Source organism: Salmonella sp. HY31, assembly GCF_042604575.1.
Lineage (GTDB): Bacteria > Pseudomonadota > Gammaproteobacteria > Enterobacterales > Enterobacteriaceae > Salmonella > Salmonella diarizonae.
Genome location: NZ_CP170479.1, coordinates 2,237,866 through 2,262,280, shown reverse-complemented (window position 1 = coordinate 2,262,280; position 24,415 = coordinate 2,237,866). Strand labels below are relative to the sequence as shown.

General features: G+C 48.4%; 23 protein-coding genes and 4 pseudogenes. 11 read left to right on the top strand and 16 right to left on the bottom strand.

Annotated features, from left to right (window positions below; genetic code table 11):
• Window positions 1–9 precede the first annotated feature (9 nt).
• The 9 genes from ACE15A_RS10735 to pspA form a co-directional block, all read right to left on the bottom strand.
• The gene (locus ACE15A_RS10735; protein ID WP_053511152.1) at window positions 10–1,062 is read right to left on the bottom strand and encodes a zinc-binding alcohol dehydrogenase; all 1,053 of its coding nucleotides are present in this window, start codon (window positions 1,060–1,062) and stop codon (window positions 10–12) included.
• Window positions 1,063–1,090: 28 nt separating this feature from the next.
• Window positions 1,091–1,933, bottom strand: coding sequence for a carbohydrate ABC transporter permease (locus tag ACE15A_RS10730; protein ID WP_053511150.1), 843 nt, complete (start codon window positions 1,931–1,933; stop codon window positions 1,091–1,093).
• Window positions 1,920–2,801, bottom strand: coding sequence for a carbohydrate ABC transporter permease (locus ACE15A_RS10725; protein ID WP_053511148.1), 882 nt, complete (start codon window positions 2,799–2,801; stop codon window positions 1,920–1,922). Before ACE15A_RS10725 ends, ACE15A_RS10730 begins: the two co-directional genes overlap by 14 nt.
• A gap of 20 nt (window positions 2,802–2,821) precedes the next feature.
• On the bottom strand, window positions 2,822–4,114 hold the full coding sequence (locus ACE15A_RS10720; protein WP_023246472.1) for an ABC transporter substrate-binding protein: 1,293 nt from the start codon (window positions 4,112–4,114) through the stop codon (window positions 2,822–2,824).
• A 13-nt stretch (window positions 4,115–4,127) separates the two neighbouring features.
• Window positions 4,128–5,810 (bottom strand): sugar phosphorylase, encoded by a 1,683-nt coding sequence (locus ACE15A_RS10715; protein WP_023246473.1) that lies wholly within the window; start codon window positions 5,808–5,810, stop codon window positions 4,128–4,130.
• A 190-nt stretch (window positions 5,811–6,000) separates the two neighbouring features.
• Window positions 6,001–6,231, bottom strand: coding sequence for a phage shock protein PspD (gene pspD, locus ACE15A_RS10710; protein ID WP_001097606.1), 231 nt, complete (start codon window positions 6,229–6,231; stop codon window positions 6,001–6,003).
• Window positions 6,232–6,253: 22 nt separating this feature from the next.
• Entirely contained in the window at window positions 6,254–6,613 is a 360-nt protein-coding gene (gene pspC, locus ACE15A_RS10705; protein WP_053511146.1) for an envelope stress response membrane protein PspC, read from the bottom strand.
• Window positions 6,613–6,837, bottom strand: a complete 225-nt coding sequence (gene pspB, locus ACE15A_RS10700; protein ID WP_023246476.1) for an envelope stress response membrane protein PspB — start codon at window positions 6,835–6,837, stop codon at window positions 6,613–6,615. The genes pspC and pspB overlap by 1 nt, the downstream gene beginning before the upstream one ends.
• 59 nt (window positions 6,838–6,896) lie before the next feature.
• Window positions 6,897–7,565 (bottom strand): phage shock protein PspA, encoded by a 669-nt coding sequence (gene pspA, locus ACE15A_RS10695; protein WP_000510999.1) that lies wholly within the window; start codon window positions 7,563–7,565, stop codon window positions 6,897–6,899.
• Between the two features lie 170 nt (window positions 7,566–7,735).
• Between pspA and pspF the strand changes: the two genes are divergently transcribed.
• From pspF to sapB, 3 genes are all read left to right on the top strand, one after another.
• A complete protein-coding gene (gene pspF, locus ACE15A_RS10690; RefSeq protein WP_053511193.1) occupies window positions 7,736–8,716 on the top strand; it encodes a phage shock protein operon transcriptional activator in 981 nt (326 codons plus the stop codon).
• A gap of 111 nt (window positions 8,717–8,827) precedes the next feature.
• Window positions 8,828–10,477: a peptide ABC transporter substrate-binding protein SapA gene (sapA, locus tag ACE15A_RS10685; RefSeq protein ID WP_023246478.1), complete on the top strand. Its 1,650-nt coding sequence runs from the start codon at window positions 8,828–8,830 to the stop codon at window positions 10,475–10,477.
• A complete protein-coding gene (gene sapB, locus ACE15A_RS10680) occupies window positions 10,474–11,439 on the top strand; it encodes a peptide ABC transporter permease SapB (RefSeq protein WP_023246479.1) in 966 nt (321 codons plus the stop codon). The genes sapA and sapB overlap by 4 nt, the downstream gene beginning before the upstream one ends.
• A 233-nt stretch (window positions 11,440–11,672) precedes the next feature.
• Here the strand turns inward: sapB and ACE15A_RS10675 are convergent.
• Window positions 11,673–11,887: pseudogene (locus ACE15A_RS10675) on the bottom strand (DUF4113 domain-containing protein); the annotation flags it as partial.
• 110 nt (window positions 11,888–11,997) lie between these two features.
• Between ACE15A_RS10675 and ACE15A_RS10670 the strand changes: the two are divergent.
• Window positions 11,998–12,432 (top strand): hypothetical protein, encoded by a 435-nt coding sequence (locus tag ACE15A_RS10670; protein WP_164984577.1) that lies wholly within the window; start codon window positions 11,998–12,000, stop codon window positions 12,430–12,432.
• A gap of 391 nt (window positions 12,433–12,823) precedes the next feature.
• On the top strand, window positions 12,824–13,069 hold the full coding sequence (locus tag ACE15A_RS10665; protein ID WP_077944463.1) for a PagK family vesicle-borne virulence factor: 246 nt from the start codon (window positions 12,824–12,826) through the stop codon (window positions 13,067–13,069).
• 131 nt (window positions 13,070–13,200) lie between these two features.
• Here the strand turns inward: ACE15A_RS10665 and ACE15A_RS10660 are convergent.
• The 3 genes and pseudogenes from ACE15A_RS10660 to istA form a co-directional block, all read right to left on the bottom strand.
• Window positions 13,201–13,491: pseudogene (locus tag ACE15A_RS10660) on the bottom strand (tail fiber assembly protein); the annotation flags it as partial.
• A 48-nt stretch (window positions 13,492–13,539) separates the two neighbouring features.
• Complete coding sequence (gene istB / locus ACE15A_RS10655; protein WP_000544830.1) at window positions 13,540–14,337, bottom strand: IS21-like element IS21 family helper ATPase IstB; 798 nt, start codon at window positions 14,335–14,337, stop codon at window positions 13,540–13,542.
• On the bottom strand, window positions 14,337–15,509 hold the full coding sequence (gene istA / locus ACE15A_RS10650) for an IS21-like element IS21 family transposase (protein ID WP_000952373.1): 1,173 nt from the start codon (window positions 15,507–15,509) through the stop codon (window positions 14,337–14,339). The genes istB and istA overlap by 1 nt, the downstream gene beginning before the upstream one ends.
• A 305-nt stretch (window positions 15,510–15,814) precedes the next feature.
• Here istA and ACE15A_RS10645 point away from each other — a divergent pair.
• A pseudogene (locus ACE15A_RS10645) lies at window positions 15,815–16,729 on the top strand (IS4 family transposase); the annotation flags it as partial.
• 43 nt (window positions 16,730–16,772) lie between these two features.
• Here the strand turns inward: ACE15A_RS10645 and ACE15A_RS10640 are convergent.
• From ACE15A_RS10640 to ACE15A_RS10630, 3 genes are read right to left on the bottom strand one after another with little or no spacing between them, the layout of a single operon-like run.
• On the bottom strand, window positions 16,773–17,381 hold the full coding sequence (locus ACE15A_RS10640) for a hypothetical protein (protein ID WP_129382420.1): 609 nt from the start codon (window positions 17,379–17,381) through the stop codon (window positions 16,773–16,775).
• Window positions 17,368–17,796: a hypothetical protein gene (locus ACE15A_RS10635; protein ID WP_023247519.1), complete on the bottom strand. Its 429-nt coding sequence runs from the start codon at window positions 17,794–17,796 to the stop codon at window positions 17,368–17,370. The genes ACE15A_RS10640 and ACE15A_RS10635 overlap by 14 nt, the downstream gene beginning before the upstream one ends.
• Window positions 17,781–18,143: a hypothetical protein gene (locus ACE15A_RS10630; RefSeq protein ID WP_053510143.1), complete on the bottom strand. Its 363-nt coding sequence runs from the start codon at window positions 18,141–18,143 to the stop codon at window positions 17,781–17,783. The genes ACE15A_RS10635 and ACE15A_RS10630 overlap by 16 nt, the downstream gene beginning before the upstream one ends.
• Before the next feature lie 82 nt (window positions 18,144–18,225).
• Between ACE15A_RS10630 and ACE15A_RS10625 the strand changes: the two are divergent.
• From ACE15A_RS10625 to ACE15A_RS10605, 5 genes and pseudogenes are all read left to right on the top strand, one after another.
• Window positions 18,226–19,059 (top strand): annotated as a pseudogene (locus ACE15A_RS10625) (FAD-dependent monooxygenase); the annotation flags it as partial.
• Complete coding sequence (locus tag ACE15A_RS10620) at window positions 19,040–20,281, top strand: MFS transporter (protein WP_064055775.1); 1,242 nt, start codon at window positions 19,040–19,042, stop codon at window positions 20,279–20,281. The pseudogene ACE15A_RS10625 and the gene ACE15A_RS10620, both read left to right, overlap by 20 nt.
• 69 nt (window positions 20,282–20,350) lie before the next feature.
• Window positions 20,351–21,907 carry a PhoPQ-activated pathogenicity-related family protein gene (locus ACE15A_RS10615; protein WP_072158762.1) on the top strand — a complete coding sequence of 519 codons (1,557 nt, stop codon included), beginning with the start codon at window positions 20,351–20,353 and terminating at the stop codon, window positions 21,905–21,907.
• 176 nt (window positions 21,908–22,083) lie between these two features.
• Window positions 22,084–23,373 (top strand): MFS transporter, encoded by a 1,290-nt coding sequence (locus ACE15A_RS10610; RefSeq protein WP_023247512.1) that lies wholly within the window; start codon window positions 22,084–22,086, stop codon window positions 23,371–23,373.
• Window positions 23,345–24,370, top strand: coding sequence for a zinc-binding alcohol dehydrogenase family protein (locus ACE15A_RS10605; protein ID WP_053510154.1), 1,026 nt, complete (start codon window positions 23,345–23,347; stop codon window positions 24,368–24,370). The genes ACE15A_RS10610 and ACE15A_RS10605 overlap by 29 nt, the downstream gene beginning before the upstream one ends.
• The last annotated feature ends 45 nt before the right edge of the window (window positions 24,371–24,415 follow it).

Sequence of the window (24,415 nt, the reverse complement as noted above, 5' to 3'; positions counted from 1 at the left end):
TCCCTTGAGTTAAAACGTTACGCCCATCTTGATGCTCTTTTCCGGATGCCTGTCGACATACTCCATATAGCTTTCCGGGCTGGAGGCAAATGTCACGACCGGGTCAATGATTTCTTCGCAGTCGAGATAACCGTTCATCAGCAGTTCCCAGCAGGTCTCTTCAATACGCTTACGATTCCAGCGCGGATAGTCCGGATTCGGCTCGCTACAGGCGCGAGCGAAAACAATTTTGGCGTTATTAAAATGTGCTTCGCGTCCCAGGTTGAACCCTGCCGCAAACGGTTTAGCGAAAGCCACGTAAGAGATGGTGCCGCCGTAGGCCAGACCACGAAGGGCTGATTGCAACGCATCCGCATATCCGCTGGTTTCGATGATCACGTCTGCGCCCTGCTTAGCGGTCAGTTTTTTGATCTCCATGCCGACATCGGTTCCGCCAGGGTTGAGGCAGAAATCAGCGCCATGACGGCGTGCGATATCACAGCGATGCGCAATAGGATCCACACCAATCACCACAGATGCGCCGGCTTTTTTCGCCAGTTGTACCGCGATTTGTCCAATAGCGCCTAAACCGACAATGACGACAAAATCGCCCACGCGTACGTTGGCATCCCTAACTCCGCTCATGGCGAACTGGGCCGGGTCATAGCAGACCGCGTTTTTCCACGAGCCGCCTTCCGGCATCTTGCGCAGTTTGTAGTTATTCACCGCGTTAATAATGACCGTCTCAGACAACGGGCCATAACCACATACCCGATCGCCAACGGCGTACTCGGTTACATCGCTCCCGCATTCAATAATGTCGCCTACCACCATGTTACCGAGCTGGAACTTACCGAATTCGATGCCGCGCGGCGCGCCTTCCGGTCTCGGCATAAACATCTGCCACTCAGGGTTGAAGTCTTCATCAATAAACGGGCTGGCGGCGCGGAAATCGACCACCTCGGTTCCATGCTTCGGCGCTCCGTACAGTACGCGAATTTTTACTTCATTCGCTAAAATGGTACGATCTTCATACTCCACCAACGCCGCCACGCGCGGTTGTGTGGCGATTAACTTTTTCATCTATAACTCCTTGTTTAAAATGGCCGCTTCAGCCCTTCACGCCGCCAGCGGTCAAACCACTCTTAATAAAACGTTCGGAAAGCGCGTACATCACCACCACTGGTAATGCTGTCACCAACGACGCCGCCATCATGCGGCCCCAGATATAGTCAGGCGTACTGAACAGCGTGTTCAGACCCACCGGCAACGTGAAGTTGCTGGCGCTGGAGAGAAAAATTGACGCAAAAAGATAGTCGTTCCAGGCCACCATGAAGCAATAGACAAAGACCGATACCAACCCTGACATTGCCAGCGGCACGGTGATGCGAAAGATAATTTGCAGGCGATTCAGCCCATCCATCATCGCCGCTTCTTCGATCTCATCCGGGATGGTGTCGAAGTAGCTTTTCAACATGAACACCGCTGTGGGTAAGGTCTGAGTGACCATGGTGATAATGAGCGCCATTTCGGTATCGTAGATGCCAAGCGCGGTGATAATTTTGAACAGCGGCACCACCAGCAAAATGCCGGAAAACATATACACGGTATAAAAGCTGGCGTTGATGGTCATCCGCCCTTTAAAGCGTAAGCGGGACAATGCATACGCCCCGAGCGTACCTAAAAATACCGCGACAACCGACGACACGACCGAGACCACCATACTGTTGCGGAAGTAGTCGACGAACGGAAAAATCAGCGGGTTAAAAATGTCGACATAGTGTTCCAGCGTCCAGTGCTGCGGGAAAAGCGTCGGATGTAATGAAATGGCTTCTTTTGCGTTCTTAAACGACGTCATCAGCATCACAAAAAAAGGAAAAAGCGTGATGATAAGAAAAACGATCAATCCGCAATAAAAACCGATCTGCCCAGCTTTACGTTTATTTGTTGCCATTGAGATTCACCCGTTTTCTGGTCAGCAAGATGACAGCAAAAATGATGATGAAGAGTACGACGGAGATCGCAGCCGCTTTTCCTAAGTCATTAAATGCAAATGCTGTTTTGTAAAGATATACGCCGAGAATATCGACCTTCGTGGTCAGCAGATAAACATCGGCGAACATATAGAACATCCAGATGGTACGCAGGGTTACAACGGTCGCTAATACCGGCATGATGGCGGGCAGCGTGACGATGCAAAAGCGTTGCCAGGCATTCGCGCCATCCATTTCCGCGGCTTCATAGAGCGATTTATCAATGGTCTGCAAAATCGCCAGAAATGAAATAAAGGCATACGGGAAATAACGCCAGATCGCGAACAACACCACTAATACGAAGCTGCTGCCTGGATTGTCAAACCACAGCGGCGCGCGCTCGTAGAGGTGCAGCAGATCTACGCCAAGATAGTTCACGATGCCGTAGCCGTTGTTGAACATGTATTTCCAGGCAAAAACCAACGAGATTGACGGCGTTACGTAGGAAAGAATCACCAGTGAGCGCGCCGTTTTACGCAGACGGAACTCTCGGTTGAAGAACATCGCCACGCCCAGCCCCAGCGCCGTACTGCCTGCCACCACCAGCGCGGTGTACCAGACTGTCATCCATAACGAATGCCAGAAGCCAGGATCGGAAAGGATGCTGATATAGTTGCTTAACCCGACAAAAGTAGACGCAATCTGCGGATTTAGCGGCAAACGCAAGAAACTGATTTCGATATTCGATATCATCGGCCATGCGACTAACCCGCCCAGCAGTAACAAACTGGGCGCCAGTAGTAACATCGCGAATGGCATATCGGAACGAGCGGAAAAAAACCTATTCATAACAGCTTTCTACGTCCGTGTTAGCGTTGTTCAACAAGGGCATCCAGTTTTTGCTGGCTTTCCTTGATAGTCGAAGACAAACTGGCCTTACCCACCGTCACGTTATGCACCATTGAGCTCACCACGCCCGAACCGGTGACATCGCCCATACGAGTAAAGTTCTTATCTCCTACTGCGCCGAATACCTGGATATTAGGTAGCTCGGCAATCAACTGGTAAGGTAGGTCGCCCAGCGCTTTGATCACCGCGTTTTCCTTCCAGGTTGCCGTATTTACTACGGCTTTATTCACTGGTAATGCTGCCCCCGGCGACATCATCACCCAATCGGCGATGTTGTCCGCCTGCTCCATAAAGGCGACAAATTTTTCTGCTGCCTCCGTCTCCTCTTTTTTCTGCCCCGTGGTAATCGTCAGCGATGTCAACATGCCGTACACCGCGGACGTTTTTTCAGTGGGAACAACAAAGCCCACATTCTGCGGATCGCCCTCTTTAATGACCGCCGGGAGAATATAAGTGGAGTAAATCGCCATCGGCGCCGTACCATTCATAAAAGCATCTTTAACTTCCATAATGTCGTTCGAGCCCGGCATAGTGTTGTCCGCCAGGGAACGGTAATACTCCAGCGCCTGGGACATTTCCGGCGTATCGAGAGTAATCTTACCTTCGGCGTTAAAGACGTTGGCCTGGTTGGATAAGGCGAACTGCGAGAAGGACTGTTCTGTCAATACACTTTCCGCCGTCGGCAACGCAATACCGTATTTCTTATGCGCGGGATCGTTTAATTTCTGCGCAACATTCAATAACTGCTGCCAGTTTTTCGGCTCTCCCAGCCCGGCTTTCGCCAGCACATCTTTGCGATACCAGATACCGCCAATCCAGGCGCTGACCGGAACACCGGTCCATGCGGCACCATCTTCAGTGCGCACAATGCGCAGCACGCCGTCATAGAAAGTATTTTTCCCCAGATGCTGAATAACACTTGCCACGGCGTTACGATCGATCAGTTGCTCTTTATCCATCACTTTGGCGTAATCGTGACTGGTCTCAATAACCTCCGGCAGCGAGCCGCTTCGCGCCAGCGTGATGACTTTGGTGTTATAGGCATCTTCTTCAACAGGAACTTGTTTTACAGTAATATCCGGGTTTTCCTTTTCGAAGCGGGCAATAAGTTCACTAATAACGGCCTGACGCTCTTGCTCCACCGAAGAGTGCATAAACTCAATAGAGACATTCGATTTTTTCTCGTCATTGCATCCTGAAATCAGGGCGCAGGAAACCAGTGCTGATAACAGCACAATTTTAGTTTTGAGCATAAAATGTTCCTTGTTATTTTTTAATCCACAGAACCTGCCAGGGGTGTAGCGTTAATACCTCGCCAGTGAGATTCGTTTCGCTAATTAAATCAGTACCGTAAAACTTTTTACTATTAACAGTATTTATGTTATCGCTGACATTAAACAAAGCGACAACAGACTCTCCTGTTTTTGCCACTCGCTCTATTTGCATAACACAAGGTGATAAATTTTTAATGGAAAATTCGCTTTCCGGATGAAACGCTTTATTGTTACGACGAATGGCAATAAGTCTGGATAAGGCATGATAGACGCGGTGTCTTAACGTAGTCTCATCCTTTAATTCGGTTTCAATTTCCGCGCGCTGATATTTCTTTCTATTAATCGCCCGGTTATACCCCAGTTTTTCCACGCCGTCATAATCATTACGGGAACCCAGAATACTTTGTATATATATTGCCGGCACGCCTGGAAAAGAGAGTAAAATAGCATGGGCCAGAATAAACCTGGCGAGGCGTTGATCGTCAGTACTGTCACGATCGCTAAGCGCATCCATATACGTCACGTTTATTTCATAAGGGCTGCGGCTACCATCCGGGTTATTTTTCCAGTTAACTAGCGCGCCTTCTTGCTGTAAGTCCTCTACCAGCTTCAGGATCTCATCTTCCGGCAGAAGACCGCGCAATGGATTAAGCCCGATGCCGTCATGAGACGCCAGGAAATTGAACCAGGTGGTATTTTCCGAAGGTAGCGTCAGGGATTGAGCCCATGAGCACAGCGCCTGGACATCCTGACCGTGGATAGCATGAAGCACCAGCGGCGGCAGGGAAAATTGATAGACCATATGCGCTTCATCCTCGCCGTTCCCCAGGTACGCAATATTGTCTTTATGCGGCACATTGGTCTCGGTGATAATGACCGTGCCCGGCGCGACGGCCTCAGTAATGGCGCGAAATAGCTTAATCAGCAGATGCGTTTGCGGAAGATGAATACAGGAGGTTCCGGGCGATTTCCACATAAACCCTACCGCGTCCAGACGAATATAATCTGCGCCCTTCTCTAAATAAGTCAGCAGTACGTCGACCATCGCCAGCAATACTTCCGGGCAACGATAATTGAGATCAATCTGGTCATCGCTAAAGGTAGTCCATAGATGATGAACAGAATTGTCTTGCAGGGTAAATGGTGTAAGCAGCGGTAAGGCGCGTGGTCGGGTTACCGCGCTAAGATCGGTTAATGGTGCTACGGCAATAAAAAAGTTTTCAAAGCCTGGTGTTTGTCGCAAATAATGGTTAAACCATTCACTTTTGGCCGACATATGATTGCAAACAAAGTCAAACATAAGTTGACTGGTCTGGCTAAGCGCCCTGATATCCTCCCACTCGCCCGTTTCAGGCGCGACCTGATGATAATCTACGACTGAAAAACCGTCATCCGAAGACCACGGATAAAAAGGTAATAAATGGAGATGAGAAAAAATGGTCGCCAGCCATTGTCGATGAAATTGATTAAGCGTTGGCAACGGTTTGGATGTGTCGCTGTGAAATTGATCGGCGTAAGTAATGAGCACCACGTCCCTTTCATCCCAGTGCGCTTTACGCTGCTTTGAAATTAATAACCGTGCTTTTTCGATACGTGAATTCAGAACCTCGTAATGCCGTGGCGTAAATGTTTTTCCATAGACTTCTGACAGGTATTTCTCGATTTTTTGGTTCACTTTCATTTCTCATGGTAGCGGTCCCATAAAACAAAAGACTACGCCGCGAAAAATAAGCTGTCAATCTGGATGATGCGACGAAAAGTCGCTATAAAAGACTTTTGGCAGCCCAAAAATCATATTTGTGAGCTGCCGCAAATTAAGGAGGGATTTGTGATCTAACTGTTACAGCTAATATCTATTCTGGTAATCAGGTACGATTTCCCCTGTAGCGTTTTGCTATTTTAGCGGCCGCACGATTCAATAACGGCTCCAGTGCAAACGCCAGCAACATTTTCAGCGGACGACGGGCAACGGATTTTACCGCCCATCCCGCCACGCCGGCAGGCCCGTAGCGTAGCGCGGTCAACAGAACCAGCTTACCTGCTATTTTGAAGCCGGGCTTCACCTTCTGCCCGGCGCGTTGCCAGCGAGTATTCATCTTCACCCTCCCGATATATGCCTTACAGTTGACGGAAACGACTACGCAATGTGAACGTATCTGACGTTACGTAGCGTTCCATTTCTCGCAAGCGCTTTTCGCCTGCGGCAAGCTCTCTGTCTACGGTATCCAGCAGTTCGCCGCTGGTCGGCGGCGATTCGCCTGCGGCCAGATTATCCGGCATAGGGTCCAGTACAAAAGAAAGGACGATATAGGCCACTACGGTAAAAAAGGCCAGACCAAAGAAAATCGACAACACGACCAGAATACGCACCAGTTTTACCGGTACATCAAGATAGTCGGCGATCCCGGCGCAAACGCCCCGCACCATGCCCTTTTGCGGAATACGCCATAGTTTTTTATTCAGATTGATTCCACCCATTAGCGCTCTCTCCAGTTCGGATGCTCTGCATCAAGAATGTCTTCCAGCGCCTGAATGCGCTCGCGCATACGTTGCGCGTCGTCTGTCAGTTGCAGTAAGCGTTGCTGCTCGCTTTGCGGCAGTTCTCCCCGACCGGCGCGGTTGCTGTAATGCAGCCACAGCCAAATCGGTAACACAAACAACACAAAAATGGTTAACGGGATGGCCAGAAATAGCGCGCTCATGCGTTCTCCTTACACCTAAAGCTGATGAGCGGCGGCGCGTACCGGCGCCGCCATTGTCGTTATTGATTATCTTGCTTCATTTTGGCTTTTAACTGCGCCAACTGCTCGCTGATTTCATCATCGGCTTTCAGGTTGGCAAACTGTTGGTCCAGCGATTGCTGCTTACCAAAATGATGACTTTCCGCTTCCGCTTCCATTTGATCGATACGGCGTTCAAAGGATTCAAACCGCGCCATCGCTTCATCCAGTTTGCCGCTGTCAAGCTGACGACGGACATCGCGGGAAGAACTTGCCGCCTGATGACGCAGCATCAGCGCCTGCTGGCGAGCGCGTGTTTCGCTGAGTTTGTTTTCCAGCTCGCCAATCTCTTTCTTCATGCGCGCCAGCGTGTCATCCACCAGCGTGACTTCCTGTTCAAGCGTAGCAATTAAGTCGGTCAGCTTCTGTTTTTCAATCAATGCGGCACGCGCCAGATCGTCTTTATCTTTGCGCAGAGCCAGTTCCGCTTTTTCCTGCCACTCGGTCTGCTGAGCCGTAGCCTGTTCGATACGACGGGATAACTGTTTCTTTTCCGCTAACGCACGCGCGGAGTTCGAGCGAACCTCAACCAGCGTATCTTCCATCTCCTGAATCATCAGGCGCACCAGCTTCTGCGGATCTTCCGCTTTTTCCAGCAACGCGTTGATATTGGCATTCACGATGTCGGCAAAACGAGAAAAAATACCCATAATTCAATCCTCACATAATGTTCTGATAACGGGCGATGCCCTGCTACGTGATTAATACAATTTGCGTGCCAACTTTTTATGTTATTGATAATAAAGAAATTGTATTGTTTTACCTCGTCAGTAAAAAAGGATAAAGTGGTGAGAAACACTAACATGTGGCGATTTTCATCATGGTTGAATTTAAAGATAACCTGCTCGGCGAGGCAAACCGTTTTCTTGAGGTCCTGGAACAAGTTTCCCGGCTTGCGCCGCTGGATAAGCCAGTTCTGATTATTGGCGAACGCGGTACGGGTAAGGAACTTATCGCCAATCGCCTGCATTATCTCTCTTCACGCTGGCAGGGACCGCTTATCTCGCTTAATTGCGCGGCGCTTAACGAAAACCTGCTGGACTCCGAACTGTTTGGCCATGAAGCGGGCGCTTTTACCGGGGCGCAAAAACGCCATCCCGGTCGCTTTGAACGCGCCGATGGCGGCACGCTGTTTCTGGATGAACTGGCGACAGCGCCGATGCTGGTACAGGAAAAGCTGCTGCGGGTGATTGAATATGGCGAGCTAGAGCGTGTCGGCGGCAGCCAGCCGTTACAGGTTAATGTGCGATTAGTATGCGCCACCAATGCCGATTTACCCGCCATGGTGAAGGAAGGGACATTTCGTGCCGATCTGCTAGACAGGCTGGCTTTTGATGTTGTACAACTGCCGCCGCTGCGCGAACGCCAAAGCGATATCATGCTGATGGCCGAGCATTTTGCTATTCAGATGTGTCGTGAGCTACGTCTGCCCTTATTTCCCGGTTTTACCGATCGGGCAAAAGAAACGTTGTTGCATTACGCCTGGCCGGGTAATGTCCGCGAGCTGAAAAACGTAGTTGAACGTTCAGTGTATCGCCACGGCAGCAGTGAACATCCTTTGGATGAAATTGTTATCGATCCTTTTCAACGCCATCCCGACGAACCGCCCGCGCCCGCCCAGCCAACGGCATCCGCCACGCCCGCCCTGCCGCTCAAGTTGCGTGAGTTTCAACTACAACAGGAAAAAGCGCTGCTGCAATGTAGCTTACAGCAGGCGAAATTTAACCAGAAACGAGCCGCCGATTTACTGGGACTCACCTACCACCAATTTCGCGCCTTGCTTAAAAAGCATCAGCTTTAGCTATTTCTCCTGCTAATTGACGACATTTACGCCAGTTATCCACCGACATTTTTACGTGGCGGGCCGAAGTGCGATACACTTTGCAAATTGAACTTCAAAAACTTAACTATTATGCGCCTGGTTTTATCGTCTCTGATCGTGATCGCGGGTCTACTGAGTAGTCAGGCTACGGCTGCGACTGCGCCCGAACAAACTGCGAGTGCAGATATTCGCGATAGCGGCTTTGTGTATTGTGTCAGCGGGCAGGTCAACACCTTTAATCCGCAAAAAGCGAGCAGCGGCCTCATCGTCGATACCCTTGCCGCCCAGTTATATGACCGCCTGTTGGATGTCGATCCCTATACGTATCGTTTAGTACCAGAGCTGGCAGAAAGCTGGGAAGTGCTGGATAACGGGGCAACGTACCGTTTTCACCTGCGCCGCGACGTCTCCTTTCAAAAAACCGCCTGGTTTACGCCGACCCGAAAACTCAATGCTGATGATGTCGTCTTTACCTTTCAGCGGATTTTCGATCGTCAGCATCCGTGGCATAACATCAACGGCAGTAGCTTCCCCTACTTTGATAGCCTACAGTTCGCCGACAATGTAAAAAGCGTGCGCAAGCTGGACAATAACACCGTTGAGTTTCGCCTGGCGCAGCCAGACGCTTCCTTTTTATGGCATCTGGCCACGCACTACGCTTCCGTCATGTCCGCTGAGTACGCCGCGCAGCTTAGCCGTAAAGATCGTCAGGAACTGCTTGATCGCCAACCGGTCGGCACCGGGCCTTTCCAGCTTTCGGAATACCGTGCCGGGCAGTTTATTCGTCTACAGCGCCACGACGGGTTTTGGCGCGGCAAACCGCTGATGCCGCAAGTGGTGGTGGATTTAGGCTCCGGCGGTACCGGGCGTTTATCGAAATTACTGACCGGCGAATGCGATGTTCTGGCCTGGCCCGCCGCCAGCCAACTGACCATTTTACGCGACGATCCGCGTTTGCGCCTGACGTTGCGCCCGGGGATGAATATCGCCTATCTGGCCTTTAACACCGATAAGCCGCCGTTGAATAATCCTGCAGTGCGCCATGCGCTGGCATTATCGATCAATAACCAGCGCCTGATGCAGTCGATTTATTACGGCACAGCAGAAACAGCAGCCTCTATTTTACCGCGAGCCTCATGGGCTTACGATAACGATGCCAAAATTACGGAGTACAATCCGGAAAAATCGCGCGAACAGCTAAAAGCGCTGGGCATTGAGAATCTTACGCTGCATCTCTGGGTGCCGACCAGCTCTCAGGCCTGGAACCCAAGTCCGCTAAAAACGGCGGAGCTTATTCAGGCGGATATGGCGCAGGTTGGCGTAAAAGTGGTCATCGTGCCGGTTGAAGGTCGTTTTCAGGAGGCGCGCCTGATGGATATGAATCACGATCTGACCTTATCCGGCTGGGCCACGGACAGCAACGATCCGGATAGCTTTTTCAGACCGTTGTTAAGCTGTGCGGCCATCAATTCGCAAACCAATTTCGCCCACTGGTGTAACCCTGAATTTGACAGCGTCCTGCGTAAGGCACTGTCGTCGCAGCAGTTGGCTTCGCGCATAGAAGCGTATGACGAAGCGCAGAATATCCTGGCGAAAGAGCTGCCGATACTACCGCTGGCGTCATCACTACGCTTACAGGCTTACCGCTACGATATTAAAGGACTGGTGTTAAGCCCGTTCGGTAATGCGTCTTTTGCCGGCGTCTCCCGCGAAAAACACGAAGAGGTGAAAAAACCATGATTATCTTCACCCTGCGTCGGTTATTGCTCTTGCTGGTGACACTATTCTTCCTGACCTTTATCGGCTTTAGCCTGAGCTATTTTACGCCGCACGCGCCGCTACAGGGCGCATCATTATGGAATGCCTGGGTTTTCTGGTTCAACGGTCTGCTGCACTGGGACTTTGGCGTGTCCAGCATTAACGGCCAACTGATCTCCGAACAGCTTAAAGAGGTGTTTCCCGCCACGATGGAACTGTGCATTCTCGCCTTTGGCTTTGCGCTGATGGTTGGCATTCCGGTCGGGATGCTGGCTGGCGTGACGCGTAGCAAATGGCCGGATCGTTTTATCAGCGCGCTGGCGCTATTAGGCTTCTCAATTCCGGTTTTCTGGCTGGCGCTTCTGCTCACACTGTTCTTTTCGCTCACGCTGGGGTGGCTGCCGGTATCCGGGCGATTTGACCTGCTTTATGAAGTTAAACCGGTTACCGGTTTCGCCATTATTGATGCCTGGATTTCAGATTCGCCGTGGCGCGATGAAATGGTGATGAGCGCCATACGACATATGATTTTACCGGTGCTCACGCTTTCCGTCGCGCCGACCACAGAAGTGATCCGCCTGATGCGAATCAGCACTATCGAGGTCTACGATCAGAACTACGTTAAAGCGGCGGCCACGCGCGGCTTGTCGCGCTTTACGATTTTACGCCGTCACGTGTTGCATAATGCGCTGCCGCCGGTCATTCCCCGTCTTGGCCTGCAGTTTTCAACCATGTTGACGCTGGCGATGATTACCGAAATGGTCTTTAGCTGGCCTGGGCTGGGAAGATGGTTAATTCACGCCATTCGTCAGCAGGACTATGCCGCTATTTCCGCCGGCGTGATGGTCATTGGGTCGCTGGTTATTGTGGTCAATGTGATTTCCGATATTTTGGGTGCTATGGCTAACCCTCTGAAACATAAGGAATGGTATGCCTTGCGATAGCAGCTACAGAAATAATAAAAAACAATATTAAATCAATATGTTATGATTTCATTTTTGTGGAAAATTTGTTTTGTAGCACACAAATATATACACATTGTTTCCTACTTTCTCCGGCAGTCCATGTTTCGATGATGATTGCCGGAGATTTACCTTCTCTATCAGAGTCTCCGGGTTACACTTCGTGATGCCTGCAGAAAATGTGAAAAATCAGGAAGCAGATTTAATTAAACCTGTCATTTAACCTGAAGTAGGTCTTCATAGCGGGTGCGAGGCGAAAGCATCTCTCGCTTCATAGCCCACTGTTGCGGTATCCCCTGCCCGGCGAAGTACAGCGTTCCCTTCCAGGATGGCCCAGCACTCCCATCAGCTTCTCGCTACCGGCGCGCGGCGCGTTATCATCGAAAAGGTTGAGTTGCGCTACGCCCTGGCTGAAGAAGTCACCCAGCAGGTTTTCCCTATCATGGTGGCCATCTTATTCTACTACCTTTTAAAGGTTCAGCTTTTTACCCCATTCACAACATGTTTATAGTGACTATCGTGGTTGTCCAGGCACATTTGTTGAGTGAGGTTATAATGCCTTTTTATGTAGGTTCAAGCTGTTTTCCTGCTTGCATAAGCAAGCAAAAAATTACTGATATACTCAATTCGGATATTCCCCTTAAGATGAGCTTATGGGATAGGATTAAAGAGTTTTTCTTTACCACTCATCAGGCTGAAGCACAGGATTGCCTTTACCGGATCTGCCATCCATCTGCTGGAACGACGCCAGATGATGTGAGGAAACTGTTTGAACGTCTTAAGGAATTAGCCCACCCGGGCTATGCGGATAATATTCAGAGTCATCGGTATGGAGGGAAGAGTTTCTGTATCATGGACAAAAATGGCGATGAACTTCTGTCGGTAAGTTTTGCAGATGATTATACTGTTACAACAGGAACCAGGGGGGCATTCTTTGCTGACGGTACTACGCGCATTTATCCTTTACATCCTTAGTTTCCTTTTCAGTGAGGGGGACTGTAAATAACTGGCGAAAAATCCACATTCAGCCTGCCGTAATGAAACATCACTACCACTTTGAACTGTTCCCTGTATACCCTTTTCTTATCAAAGTAATTATTCAGGCCACCGCCAACATATCGCACCGGCCTGAGCTGTCAAAATAATTCAATTCATAGATGATTGTCAGGTTTTTGCGGCCAGTCAGGATTTGAAGAGCACATGAACTCACTCTCATATGAATTAATTTATATAGAAATTAAAATATAGCATTGCTTATCATTTTTATTTAAAGTAAATATTTTTTTAAATGGTTTTTATTTACTCGCCAGATTGTAATGAATAACGTTTAATATCTGTAATAAAGGATGCGGTAACAATAAGGATAATGATTCGCTACTTAACAGGTGATATTATGAAATACGTTAAGAATATATTTTTAATCCTGGTCTTTGCATTGTCGGCTACGGCTTTTTCGACATCTGCGATGGCTGCCAGTGAGACTAAAGCCCCTCCAAAATCGGATGATCTCCCGCAACCTAATCTTCCCGAAATGCCTAAGTGGTGTAAGAAACTGTTAGAAAGTGGAGGATTGTTACCACCTGACTTTTATAAGCTATGCTGGGGACGTTAACTGAGAATTAGTATGTTAGATGCAACTATACTTTATGGTATATGGTTGCGATAACCTTATCAACCAGTAAAATGATTATTCAGACCACCACAATATATCGAGGTGGTCTGAGTTGTCAAAAAAAGTGCAATTTATAAATTACTGTTAGGCTTTTGCGGCCAGTCAGGATTTGAGATATCCACCCGGTTTACCAGTACCCTGTATTTTTTCCATTCGTCAAGCCGCGCTTTCTCATCATCTGTTGCGATTCCAAGATCAACTGCATCCTGCAATGGCGCGATTTTCCCCGATGCCATTTGCAAAAGACGGCTTTTGGTCCCTTCAACTTCAAGAAGTCTGGCCGCTGTTTCCGCAGCTTCATCCTTTACCCACGCCTTACCATCCCATTTCTGGTATTCACCGTCTGGTGATGTCAACGCCACGATGTTTGACCGTTATTTGCCATTTTCATGCCCGCTAAGATACTTTCGTTACTGATGCTGTCCGCTTTTCACCATTTCATCATCACTGATTGGCGTTGTGTTTTTGGTCAGCACTCCAGCTTTACGTTTCTCTTTTAACCGGTAACTCTCTCCTTTGATATTCAGCGTGGTTGAGTGATGTAGCAACCGATCCAGTATCGCTGTTGCCAGCACGTGATCTCCGAACATTTCTCCCCAGTCTGCGAACCCTTTGTTTGACGTCAGTATGATGCTCGCTTTTTCATATCGACGGTTCAGTAGCCGGAAGAACAGGCTGGCTTCCTCTCTGTTCATCGGCAGATAGCCTATTTCATCCAGGATCAACACCCGGGCATAACTCAGTTGCTGCAGCTGACGCTCCAGACGGTTTTCCTGTTTCGCTTTCATCAGTGTCGCGATCAGTCTGTCCAGTGGCATAAACAGTACCCGATGTCCCGCATCCACCGCTTTCACGCCAAGAGCTATGGCCAGATGAGTTTTTCCGACACCAGGAGGTCCCAGCAGGATCACGTTTTCGCTGCGCTCCACGAACGCCAGACCAGCCAGTTCCCGGACAACCTTACGGTCGATGCCCGGCTGGAAGGTAAAGTCGAACTGCTCCAGCGTTTTGACCCACGGCAGACGAGCCTGCTTCAGCCTGGACTCCATACCGCGCTGATGCCTGCCGTTCCATTCCTGCTGTAGCGCCATGCACAGGAACTCCCGGTAGTTCAGCTCTTTTTTAGCTGCCTGTTCCAGCAGGCTTTCAACGTGATAACTCAGATGCTCCATTTTCAGGCGACTCAGCAGGACTTCCAGCTCATGCATCACAACAGCTCCTCATAGGCACTCAGTGGTCGATGTTCCACCTGACTGACCTGCTGCCAGAGCGGGGCGTGATGCTCCGGCACTGTCTGCCAGCCAGACGATGCCGAACAGAGGCGATGTGAGGCCACCAGTTTCTCATTACTGTAGATCCGCAACTCGTCATCCAGCGATATTCGTATCGATACCGGCTGACCACACAGCGCTTCGGGAACGCTGTAACGATTACCACCAACCTCGATATAGCTGTCCCAGGACACATGGCGGATATCGAAGTAACTGGTATCGAAGTCCGTATCCGGTAACGGCTGCAGATGTTCCTGCTCCAGCGCGAAGCGCTGTTCCGGCGTTTCTTTGAACTGGCGAAGTTCCCGTTTGTCAGCCACATCGGCTATCCATTGCTCCAGTTGTTGATTAACATGAGTGAAGCTGTCGAACCTGCGGTACCGGACGAAGAAGTTCTCCTTGAGGTATTTCACCATTCGCTCAACCTTACCTTTTGTTCTGGCCCTGCGTGGACGGCATGCCCGTGGCAGGAAGTTATAGTGGTCGGCCAGCAACAGGAATCCGGAGTTGAACACGACTTTCCCGTTGTTATTCTTCAGCACCGCAGCCTTCTGGTTATCAACCAGCACCGTTTTCACACAACCACCGAAGTAGCGGAAGGCGCGAACCAGTGATTCGTAGGTATGCTCAGCATCCTGTTTTGGTGCTGCGAAGACATGGAAGCGGCGGGAGAACCCCAGCGTATTAACCGCAAAGTTAACTTTGCACCGTTGCCCGGCAACCTCCACCTCAACTTCGCCCCAGTCGTGCTGGAGCTGGTATCCAGGCTGAGTTTCGAAGCGAACTGTTCTTTTTGACGGACGCATTTTACGTTTGGGCTGGATGTAGTAACGCAGCATGGAACGTCCGCCCGTATAACCCATTGCCTTAATCTCCGCGAAGATAACCTCACTATTCCAGACATTCTCTGCCAGGCGCATGTCGATGTAATCCATAAACGGTTTCAGCTTAACCATTTTGTGGCGGGTCTTTCTGGCTGGCGGTTCAGGGTATTTGAGGTAGCGTCTGACCGTCCGTTCAGAGCAACCAATCTGAGTCGCAATATCGACAATGTACGCGCCCTGCTGGCGCATTTGCTTTATCATGTAAAAGTCCTCTCTGCTCAGCATGTTGATGTCCTTTCTGGTGTGAGAACCTTAAGGAAACAACATGTTGGGTGGAGCGGACAATCCAAATGGTGAATTACCGTCTTATATCACTGGCGCTGACAAGGCATCGTTGCTTTTACAAAACGAGCGGAGGGCGCGAAAGTTAAAGGCATAAAAAAGATCTCAAGAAGATCCTTTTGTTTCATCAGGCAGCCCCCTGTAAGTCTGAGGAATCCCCAGAAAAAAAGACAGGCATAGAGTTTTGTGATCTACTGATTGCGCTAACAAATTCAATGAGATCACCTCTATGCCTGCCCGAACATTTTATCGCTGTCGACTGGAGCGGTTACCCGTCCCAGGAATATCACATCCTTCGTGCCAGTCTTATCTGTGATGGGCGTTCAATCCCTCTGCTTAGTCGGCTTGTATCTTCAGCAAAGCAAAATAATTTGCTGATACAAAAAGCATTTCTCGATGAACTTCACCGGCGCGTAAATCCCAAAGCAAAAGTCATACTTATTACAGATGCGGGGTTTCAGAGTGCATGGTTTCGGCACATAAAATCACTGGGGTGGGACTTTATTGGCCGCATAAGGGGAACGGTTCAATTCTGTCTGCTGCATGATGACGAAAGATGGCTGAAAATAACGGATGTTCGGGGTAAAGCAAGCCCGGAATATCCGGGAGCAGGATGGCTTGTCCGGGCGGAATATGCCCGGTGTTCAGGCCATTTTTATCTTCATAAAAGGGAAACCAGAGGACGTAAAAACCAGCGTTCCAGAGGGCGATTATCCAGCCCAACGACAGAAAAGGAAAAACAGGCCTCAGCGAAAGAGCCCTGGCTGATATTTACCAGCACAGAAGAGTTTAAGCCGCGAGAAATCATGAAGTTATATAGCAGAAGAATGCAAATAGAGCAGAATTCCCGTGATGAGAAAAGTGAACGCTTCGGATTCGGCCTGCGGGCCAGTTACAGTCGTTCTGCCGGGCGGCTGTCAGTCCTGAGCCTTCTGGCGACACTGAGCACAATCGTGCTGTGGCTTATAGGATATCATGCTGAAAACACAGAATTACATCTGAGATACCAGGCCAACAGCATTAAATCACGGCGTGTTATCTCATATCTGACATTAGCGGAGAATGTCCTGCGACACTCTCCGCTAATTTTGAAGCGAACAGCATTAGACGTCGTTCTTCATCATCTCGCCAGAACCTACCGAAGTATGGTGCTGGTTTATTAGCACTGGTTTTGTGGGGATCTCTCAGCCTGTAAGTGGTTAAATATCAATCAACGGAACACCCTTGCTTATCCTCAACCACTTTAGAAAATTGGTTATTTTTCAAAATATAATAGGTCGTCTGACACGGATTAGTTATCGGGATACCATTTTCATCGTGCTCTATTTTTTGAGGGATCGCCTGGCCGGTTAATATCATCAAATAGCTACTTTTCCGAGTATCTATCCTGAAATCTTCACCAACAGGAGTACCGTTATCAGCAACTTGCTGATAAACATTGGTTCCAGCAACAGCAGGAAGCTGCACAACAACCGTCCCTGATAGCTTATCTATAACCCAGCCACACACGCCACCTTGATGATCGAGACATTCATTTCCAGTGCTCTTATCATCAGTATATATACGATAATGCCCAGCGAAATTTACTGGTTTTTTTAATTCACTGTTTGTTATTTTCTTCCAGTAACTGGAGTATTTCTCCTGCTCACTAGAAAGATCTAACCTGGTGGTAAATGGGCCTTTGTTTATATCAGCCGGATAATCTTTAAATTCAGGCATACCTTTAACATGCAACTCCGCTGCATGAACAAAGGGGATCATCAGACAGGCTATTCCACTAAGTAAATAGGGAAAAATTCTGTTAGTTAGCGCCACTTTTCGACGCCCTCAATATATTAATCATTTGATTAGGTGTCAGATGTGCATGATTAAGACCATCACCAGAGTAATAAGAACCTCCTTCTACCTGTGCAATCCGCCCTTTACTAATAGTATTCCCCTTGCGAACTCCAGCAGATGCAAACTCTTTAGCCCAGTCATATATTGCATCTTCAACACTACCATTGCCTTCCAAATAGGCAATAATCGCAGGCCGTTTAACCTTAATTATGTACTCCTCAAAAATCTGATCCTGGGCTGCCTCATCATACAAGGAATTAACGTCAAGCTTGAGCCATTTCACCGCATCTATTAACGTTCCCGGTATGATCTGAAAACGACCAGTGGCAAACATAATATTCGTATGCATTTGATTTTGCATGACTTGCTTAATGGTCATAGATAGTAGCATAAATCCCCCCAGTACCACGGCACGCTGAGGTAATCCCGGTTAATCCGGTAGGCCACCACCTCACCGTCCGCCATGCTGCGCACGGCCTGCTCCCCCGGAAACGGTACCGGGAAATCCACCGCCTCATTCATCGCCTGACCGCTGAGCGCACACCACGGCGTGGTGGTGTCACTGATGTGAATGCCGCCGTGCCACATGCCATTGCGGCCGATAAGCCAGTGCCCGGCGGCCTCGCCCTCCAGATGCGCCAGCATCTCCTCCAGGTTACTGAACTCCCCGCCCCGGTTATTTTTCGGCACCGGCCAGCGAATGACCGGGAGCTGCGGGCCGTTTTCCGGATTCGACATAGAAAATCCTTTTAGTTTGTCTGGTTAAGTATCGGTCCATCATACACCGCAGGCATTTTACCGCCGTTTCCGGAGGGACAAACAAATCCAGGCGCCGTTGACCCCGGATGACTCGCAGGATTTCTCAGCCGACGCGCTCACGGCTTTTATCACTGAACGAATCAGGCGGACAGATGTTCGCATCCTTTCAATTCCCTGGGTATCGAAGTACCAGATGAATGCGCGTATAGCGGAACATTACCGCGTAGGTAAAGTATTTTTGGCCGGTGATGCCGCTCATGTGCATCCGCCAACGGGTGGGCAAGGGTTAAATACCAGTATCCAGGATGCCTATAACCTGGGATGGAAAATGGCAGCCTCGCTGCGGGGCGCAGGAGAAGAACTTCTCGATAGCTATGAACAGGAACGTCGCCCGGTAGCCGAATCGCTGCTCCACCTTTCTACCCGATTGCTTGAATCTCAAAAACAGGGCGGCATCAAACGAGAACGCGATGTCCAACAACTTGATATCCATTATACCAACTCCCCCTTAGCCCACACGTTACCCGGACGTCAGCATGGGTTACAAGCGGGAGAAAGAGCTCCGGATGCTCCTCTTTTGGGAGCAGGCGGCCAATCATTACGGTTATTTCAGTTACTACAAGGTCCGGACTGGAATCTGTTGGCCTACGAAACCCGCGGAAAGGTAATCGACGCGCGGCAAGGTCTGCGTATTCATCATATTGGCGAGCAGGACGAGCTCATCGATACCATGGGGCACTTGCGGGAGTCCTATCATCTGGCGCCGGGTGAATGCGTGCTGATCCGACCCGATGGCTATGTCGGTGCATTCTTTCACAGCAACCAGATCAACGATATTGAAAATTATCTCTCTCGTTTTGCCATAGGGATTAAAGATGAATACCACTATCTGTGAGAACACTGACAGTGAAACTATCAAGCCGCTTAACAAGCGGCGGATTTTTCCAGTTTTCCTGATTGTCGGCCTTTACGCCGCCAGTACAGCGGCTGTGATGTCAGTACTGCCTTTTTATATCCGCGAGATGGGCGGTTCGCCGCTTATCATTGGAATCATCATGGCCACTGAAGCTTTTAGCCAATTTTGTGCGGCTCCCCTGATTGGCCACCTTTCCGATCGCGTTGGCCGCAAGCCAATACTGATTGTCACGCTGGCTATTGCGGCGATGAGTTTACTATTACTTGCCAGCGCGCAATGCATCCTGTTTATCCTGCTCGCCCGTACGCTTTTTGGCATTAGCGCCGGGAATTTGTCAGCCGCCGCAGCCTATATTGCCGATCATACGCACGTCAGAAATCGGCGTCAGGCAATCGGCATCCTCGCAGGCTGCATTGGCTTAGGCGGTATTGTCGGCGCGGGAGTTTCAGGATGGCTATCGGGTATCAGTCTGAGCGCGCCAATCTACGCCACCTTTATACTCGTCCTTGCGTCTGCCCTGGTCGCGTTTTGGGGGCTAAAAGACCATTCCACGACATCACTTACCACAGATAAAATAGCGGCGTGCTCTGCCCGCGTTATTTTAAAGATGCCTGTCCTTCGCGTATTAATCATCGTAATGCTTTGTCATTTCTTCGCCTATGGCATGTACTCTTCACAATTACCTGTTTTTCTTTCTGATACCTTCATCTGGAATGGGCTTCCCTTTGGGCCAAAAGCGTTAAGCTACCTTTTAATGGCAGACGGAGTCATTAATATTTTCGTTCAGCTATTTCTGTTAGGTTGGGTGAGTCAATATTTTTCGGAGCGAAAGCTAATTATTCTAATCTTCACCCTTCTTTGTGCTGGATTTCTCACTGCGGGTATCGCCACGACCGTGCCAGTGCTTATTTTTGCTATCGTTTGCATTAGCATCGCCGATGCGCTGGCCAAACCCACTTATCTTGCCGCCTTGTCCGTCCATGTCTCGCCTGCCCGACAAGGTGTCGTCATCGGAACGGCGCAGGCATTAATCGCAATTGCTGATTTTATATCCCCCGTACTGGGTGGATTTATCCTGGGATATGCCCTGTATAGTGTCTGGATCGGTACGACTATCGCTATCGCCATTATTGGTCTGGCGACAGCAATGACTTATCTTTCAAAAAGTTCACCGCTAATAGTGAATCCAGAAACAGAATGAGGTGGCAACGTCACAAATAGCGTCACTCTCTTCTGCAATTATTTATCAAAAGCATTGTACTTATATTGAATGTTTAAGAGGTATTTATGGAAATTACGCTGGTTGACATTTGTCTTTGTAAAGCGCGGGGAAAGCATGAAAAAAAGATATCTCGTTGTTATAGCAGTGCTTTTTATTTCTACAAATGTTTTTACACTACTTCATAACAACATATTATTTTGCCGAAATAGCCCGGAGTGTGATTTGTCTCATGTGCTCCCCGACTACCGTGATCAGATTTCAGGTACACCACTGAAATATACCTTAATTAGTACAGTTCAATTAGCACAAGTGGTGCTCAGACACTATGAGTTATTATCGCAGCACTGGTCGCCAGATGACATGGTAACCCCTGCGCAATGGCGACATAACGTTGATATTTATATCCCTGAAACGGCAAAAGAACGCCATGCCCTGGTGGTTGTAAACAATGGAATTAATTACGAAAAAGGCGTGCAAATCCCTAGCAAAGCCGTTGATTTTACTCAGGAAACACTGGCAAACATTGCCCGTGATACAAATACTATTGTAATATCAGTTAGTGATATACCTAATCAATATTTAACCTTTCAGGGTGACAAAAAACCTCTGAAAGAGGATGAGAGTGTTTCCCGGAGTTGGGCATTATTTATGGAAGCGCCGGAGCAACGTAAGTTAATGCCTTTAAATATTCCTATGGTCGCAGCCCTGTCGCAAGCGATAAGATTAGCAAAAAAGGAATTAACGCAATGGAATATACATTCTTTTATCATTACTGGCATTTCAAAACGTGGATGGACCGCCTGGTTGTCAGCTATTGCCGATCCTGATGTTGAAGCAATTGTTCCCTTCGCTATTGATCTACTTGATATTGATGCTTCGCTTGAGCACATTTATCAATCATACGGCGGGAACTGGCCAATTACATTCTATCCCTACTATCAGCAAGGCATAGATGAAAAAATAAAATCTCCCCCATTTAGCCAGTTAAGACAAATAATAGATCCTTTAAGATATCTCAACACTATTTATCAGCCCCGCCTTGCAATACCGAAATATATTATTAATGCAAGCGGCGATGATTTTTTCGTACCAGATAACACTCGCTTTTATTATAGTAAACTCCCTGGAGTAAAATCATTACGTATAGTGCCCAATATGAGCCACTATTCAATTAAACAGATTACTGAAGAAAGCCTCGTTCCATTTATTAACAGATTTCAAAGTAAAAAAACATTACCACAGTTGATCGGCCTTATTCATCATCATCTTCTTACGATCTATTTCTCAGAAGAGCCGATAAAAATCGTTCGCTGGACAGCCAATAATTCAAATGCACGTGATTTTCGTTATGCCTGTGGTATCCGCTACCAGCCATTTACGATAGATATTCCTATCAATAATAGAATCACTATTACGCTAAATGAGCCTGAAACTGGTTGGGAAGCTACCTATATCGAAGCAACCTTTGATGATGGTTATGTCGCAACGACCCAGGTTTATATTACGCCCGATGATAAATATCCACAGACAGCGCCGCCATCAGCCAACGCCGCATGTCAAACGTTGCCGGGGCGTGGATTAGGGGAAAACGATCGCCTCGATTAAATCTTCAAATAATTAATTGATTTTAAAGAATTTAATCCCTCACGCTTACGATGGATAGAAATCCTATGTGATAAATTTTCGTTACATTGATCACGTTCTAATCACAAGAGAGGTGATTTGAAAATAACCTTAAAATATTGTGGTCAGGCCGCTAGACCACAATAAGAGGATAAATCATGAAAAGAAAAACAATGGGATGGCTTATCGTTTTTCTTCTTTTTATAGTTTACATGCTTAACTATATGGATCGTTCAGCATTGTCGATAACCGCCCCCTTGATTGAAAAGGAGTTAGGATTTAACGCCGCGGAGATGGGGATGATCTTCAGCGCATTTTTTATCGGATACGCCCTGTTTAATTTTATTGGTGGCTGGGCCAGCGACAAAATTGGGCCAAAAACGGTTTTCCTTATCGCAGCGTTACTATGGTCTGTTTTTTGTGGGTTAACCGGTCTGGTCACCGGATTGTGGACAATGCTTATCGTGCGCGTTCTTTTCGGTATGGCTGAAGGACCGGTCAGCGCTGCCGGAAATAAAATCATCAATAACTGGATTTCCCGAAAGGAGTCTGCCACGGCGATCGGAATTTTTAGCGCTGGTTCCCCGCTCGGCGGCGCGGTGTCCGGGCCGATAGTGGGACTGCTGGCGTTATCATTAGGCTGGCGTCCCGCATTTGGCATTATTTTCTTATTTGGCCTGGTATGGGTACTACTGTGGTACTTTATCGTTAGCGACAAGCCAACAATGAGTAAACGCCTGGCGCCGGAAGAACGCATTGATTTTGAAAATCATGAGGACATTATTTTATCTGATGATGGTCGGGCTACGCCTTCGCTCGGCTATTACATGAAACAACCAATGGTATGGGCGACAACGCTGGCTTTTTTCAGCTATAACTATATTCTTTTTTTCTTCCTGACCTGGTTCCCAAGTTATTTGAACCATTCATTACATCTGGATATTAAAGAAATTAGTATTGCCACGGTAATTCCCTGGGTTATCGGCGCCATTGGTATGGTGCTCGGCGGCGTCTGTTCTGATGTAATTTATCGGATTACCGGTAATGCTCTGCTCTCACGTCGACTTATTCTGGGCGTATGTCTGGCAGGTGCGGCGGTATGTGTTGCGGTTTCCGGTACCGTTAGCACTATTGGTAGCGCAATTACGCTCATGTCAGTTTCACTCTTCCTGCTCTATTTAACTGGCCCAATTTATTGGGCAGTTATTCAGGATGTTGTTCATAAAGATAAGGTAGGGAGCGTCGGCGGAGCCATGCATGGTCTGGCTAATATATCCGGCATTATCGGTCCGCTTGTCACAGGTTTTATTGTTCAATTTAGCGGTAAATATGACTATGCGTTCTATCTGGCTGGTGCTATCGCTATCGTTTCAAGCCTGTTGGTCTTCGTATTTGTAAAAAGTAAAGGATTCAAAGCCAATGAAAGTCAAAGCTGTGTTCATCAATAAGCCCGGTGAAGTTGAAACCCTCTGGGTGGATTATCCACATAAGAAAGAGAATGAAGTATTAATTAAAGTTGATGCTGCAGGAATTTGCGGATCGGATATTGGGGCTTTTCGTGGAACGAACCCACTTGTTACTTACCCAAGAATTATCGGGCATGAAGTGACCGGAATTGTTCTTCAGGAAGGCGCAGGAATGCCGGACAATATTAAAAAAGGCGACCGCGTGATTGTTGACCCTTATATTTATTGTGGTCACTGCTACCCTTGCTCTGTTGGCAGAACTAACTGTTGTGAAAATTTAAAAGTCATTGGCGTGCATATCGATGGCGCAATGCAGGAGGTGGTTACTCATCCCGCACATTTAATTCATAAAATACCAGATAATGTGCCTTCTGAAATGGCGCCGCTGGCAGAACCGCTCACTATCGCTCTGCATGCGCTGCATCGGGCAAACGTTAAGGCCGGGGAATATGTTGCTATCATCGGCGCGGGAGCAATTGGTCTTATGGCGGCATTAAGCGCGCGTCATTACAAGGCAACGCCTATTCTGATCGATATTGTGGAAGAACGGTTACGCTATGCGCAAAAGCTTGGCGTTCCCTATGTGCTGAACGCCACTGACGGTCAGGTTATCGACGCTATTAAAGACATCACACACGGCACCATGGCGCAGGTCGTTATAGAAGCCTCCGGCGCAAATAGCGCTATTCGAAATACGCTTGATTTAGCATCGTTTGCTGGTCGCATTTCTTTCACTGGATGGCCAAAGCAGGAAACGTCGCTGCCGACGAACCTGATCACCTATAAAGAACTGGATTTACGCGGTTCCCGCACCAGTGCCGGTGAATTTGACGAGGCATTACGCATGCTATCCGCGCTGGAGATTAATCCGCAAGATGTTGTCAGTAAAGTCGTCAATCTTGATGAGATCCCTGATGCAGTTAAAGAACTTGATCGCTATCCGGAGCGCTACTTAAAGATTAATGCTGTTTTCCATTAATTTTACAGCGAGTTCTACCGCATGGTATGGTCGCCATGCGGTACT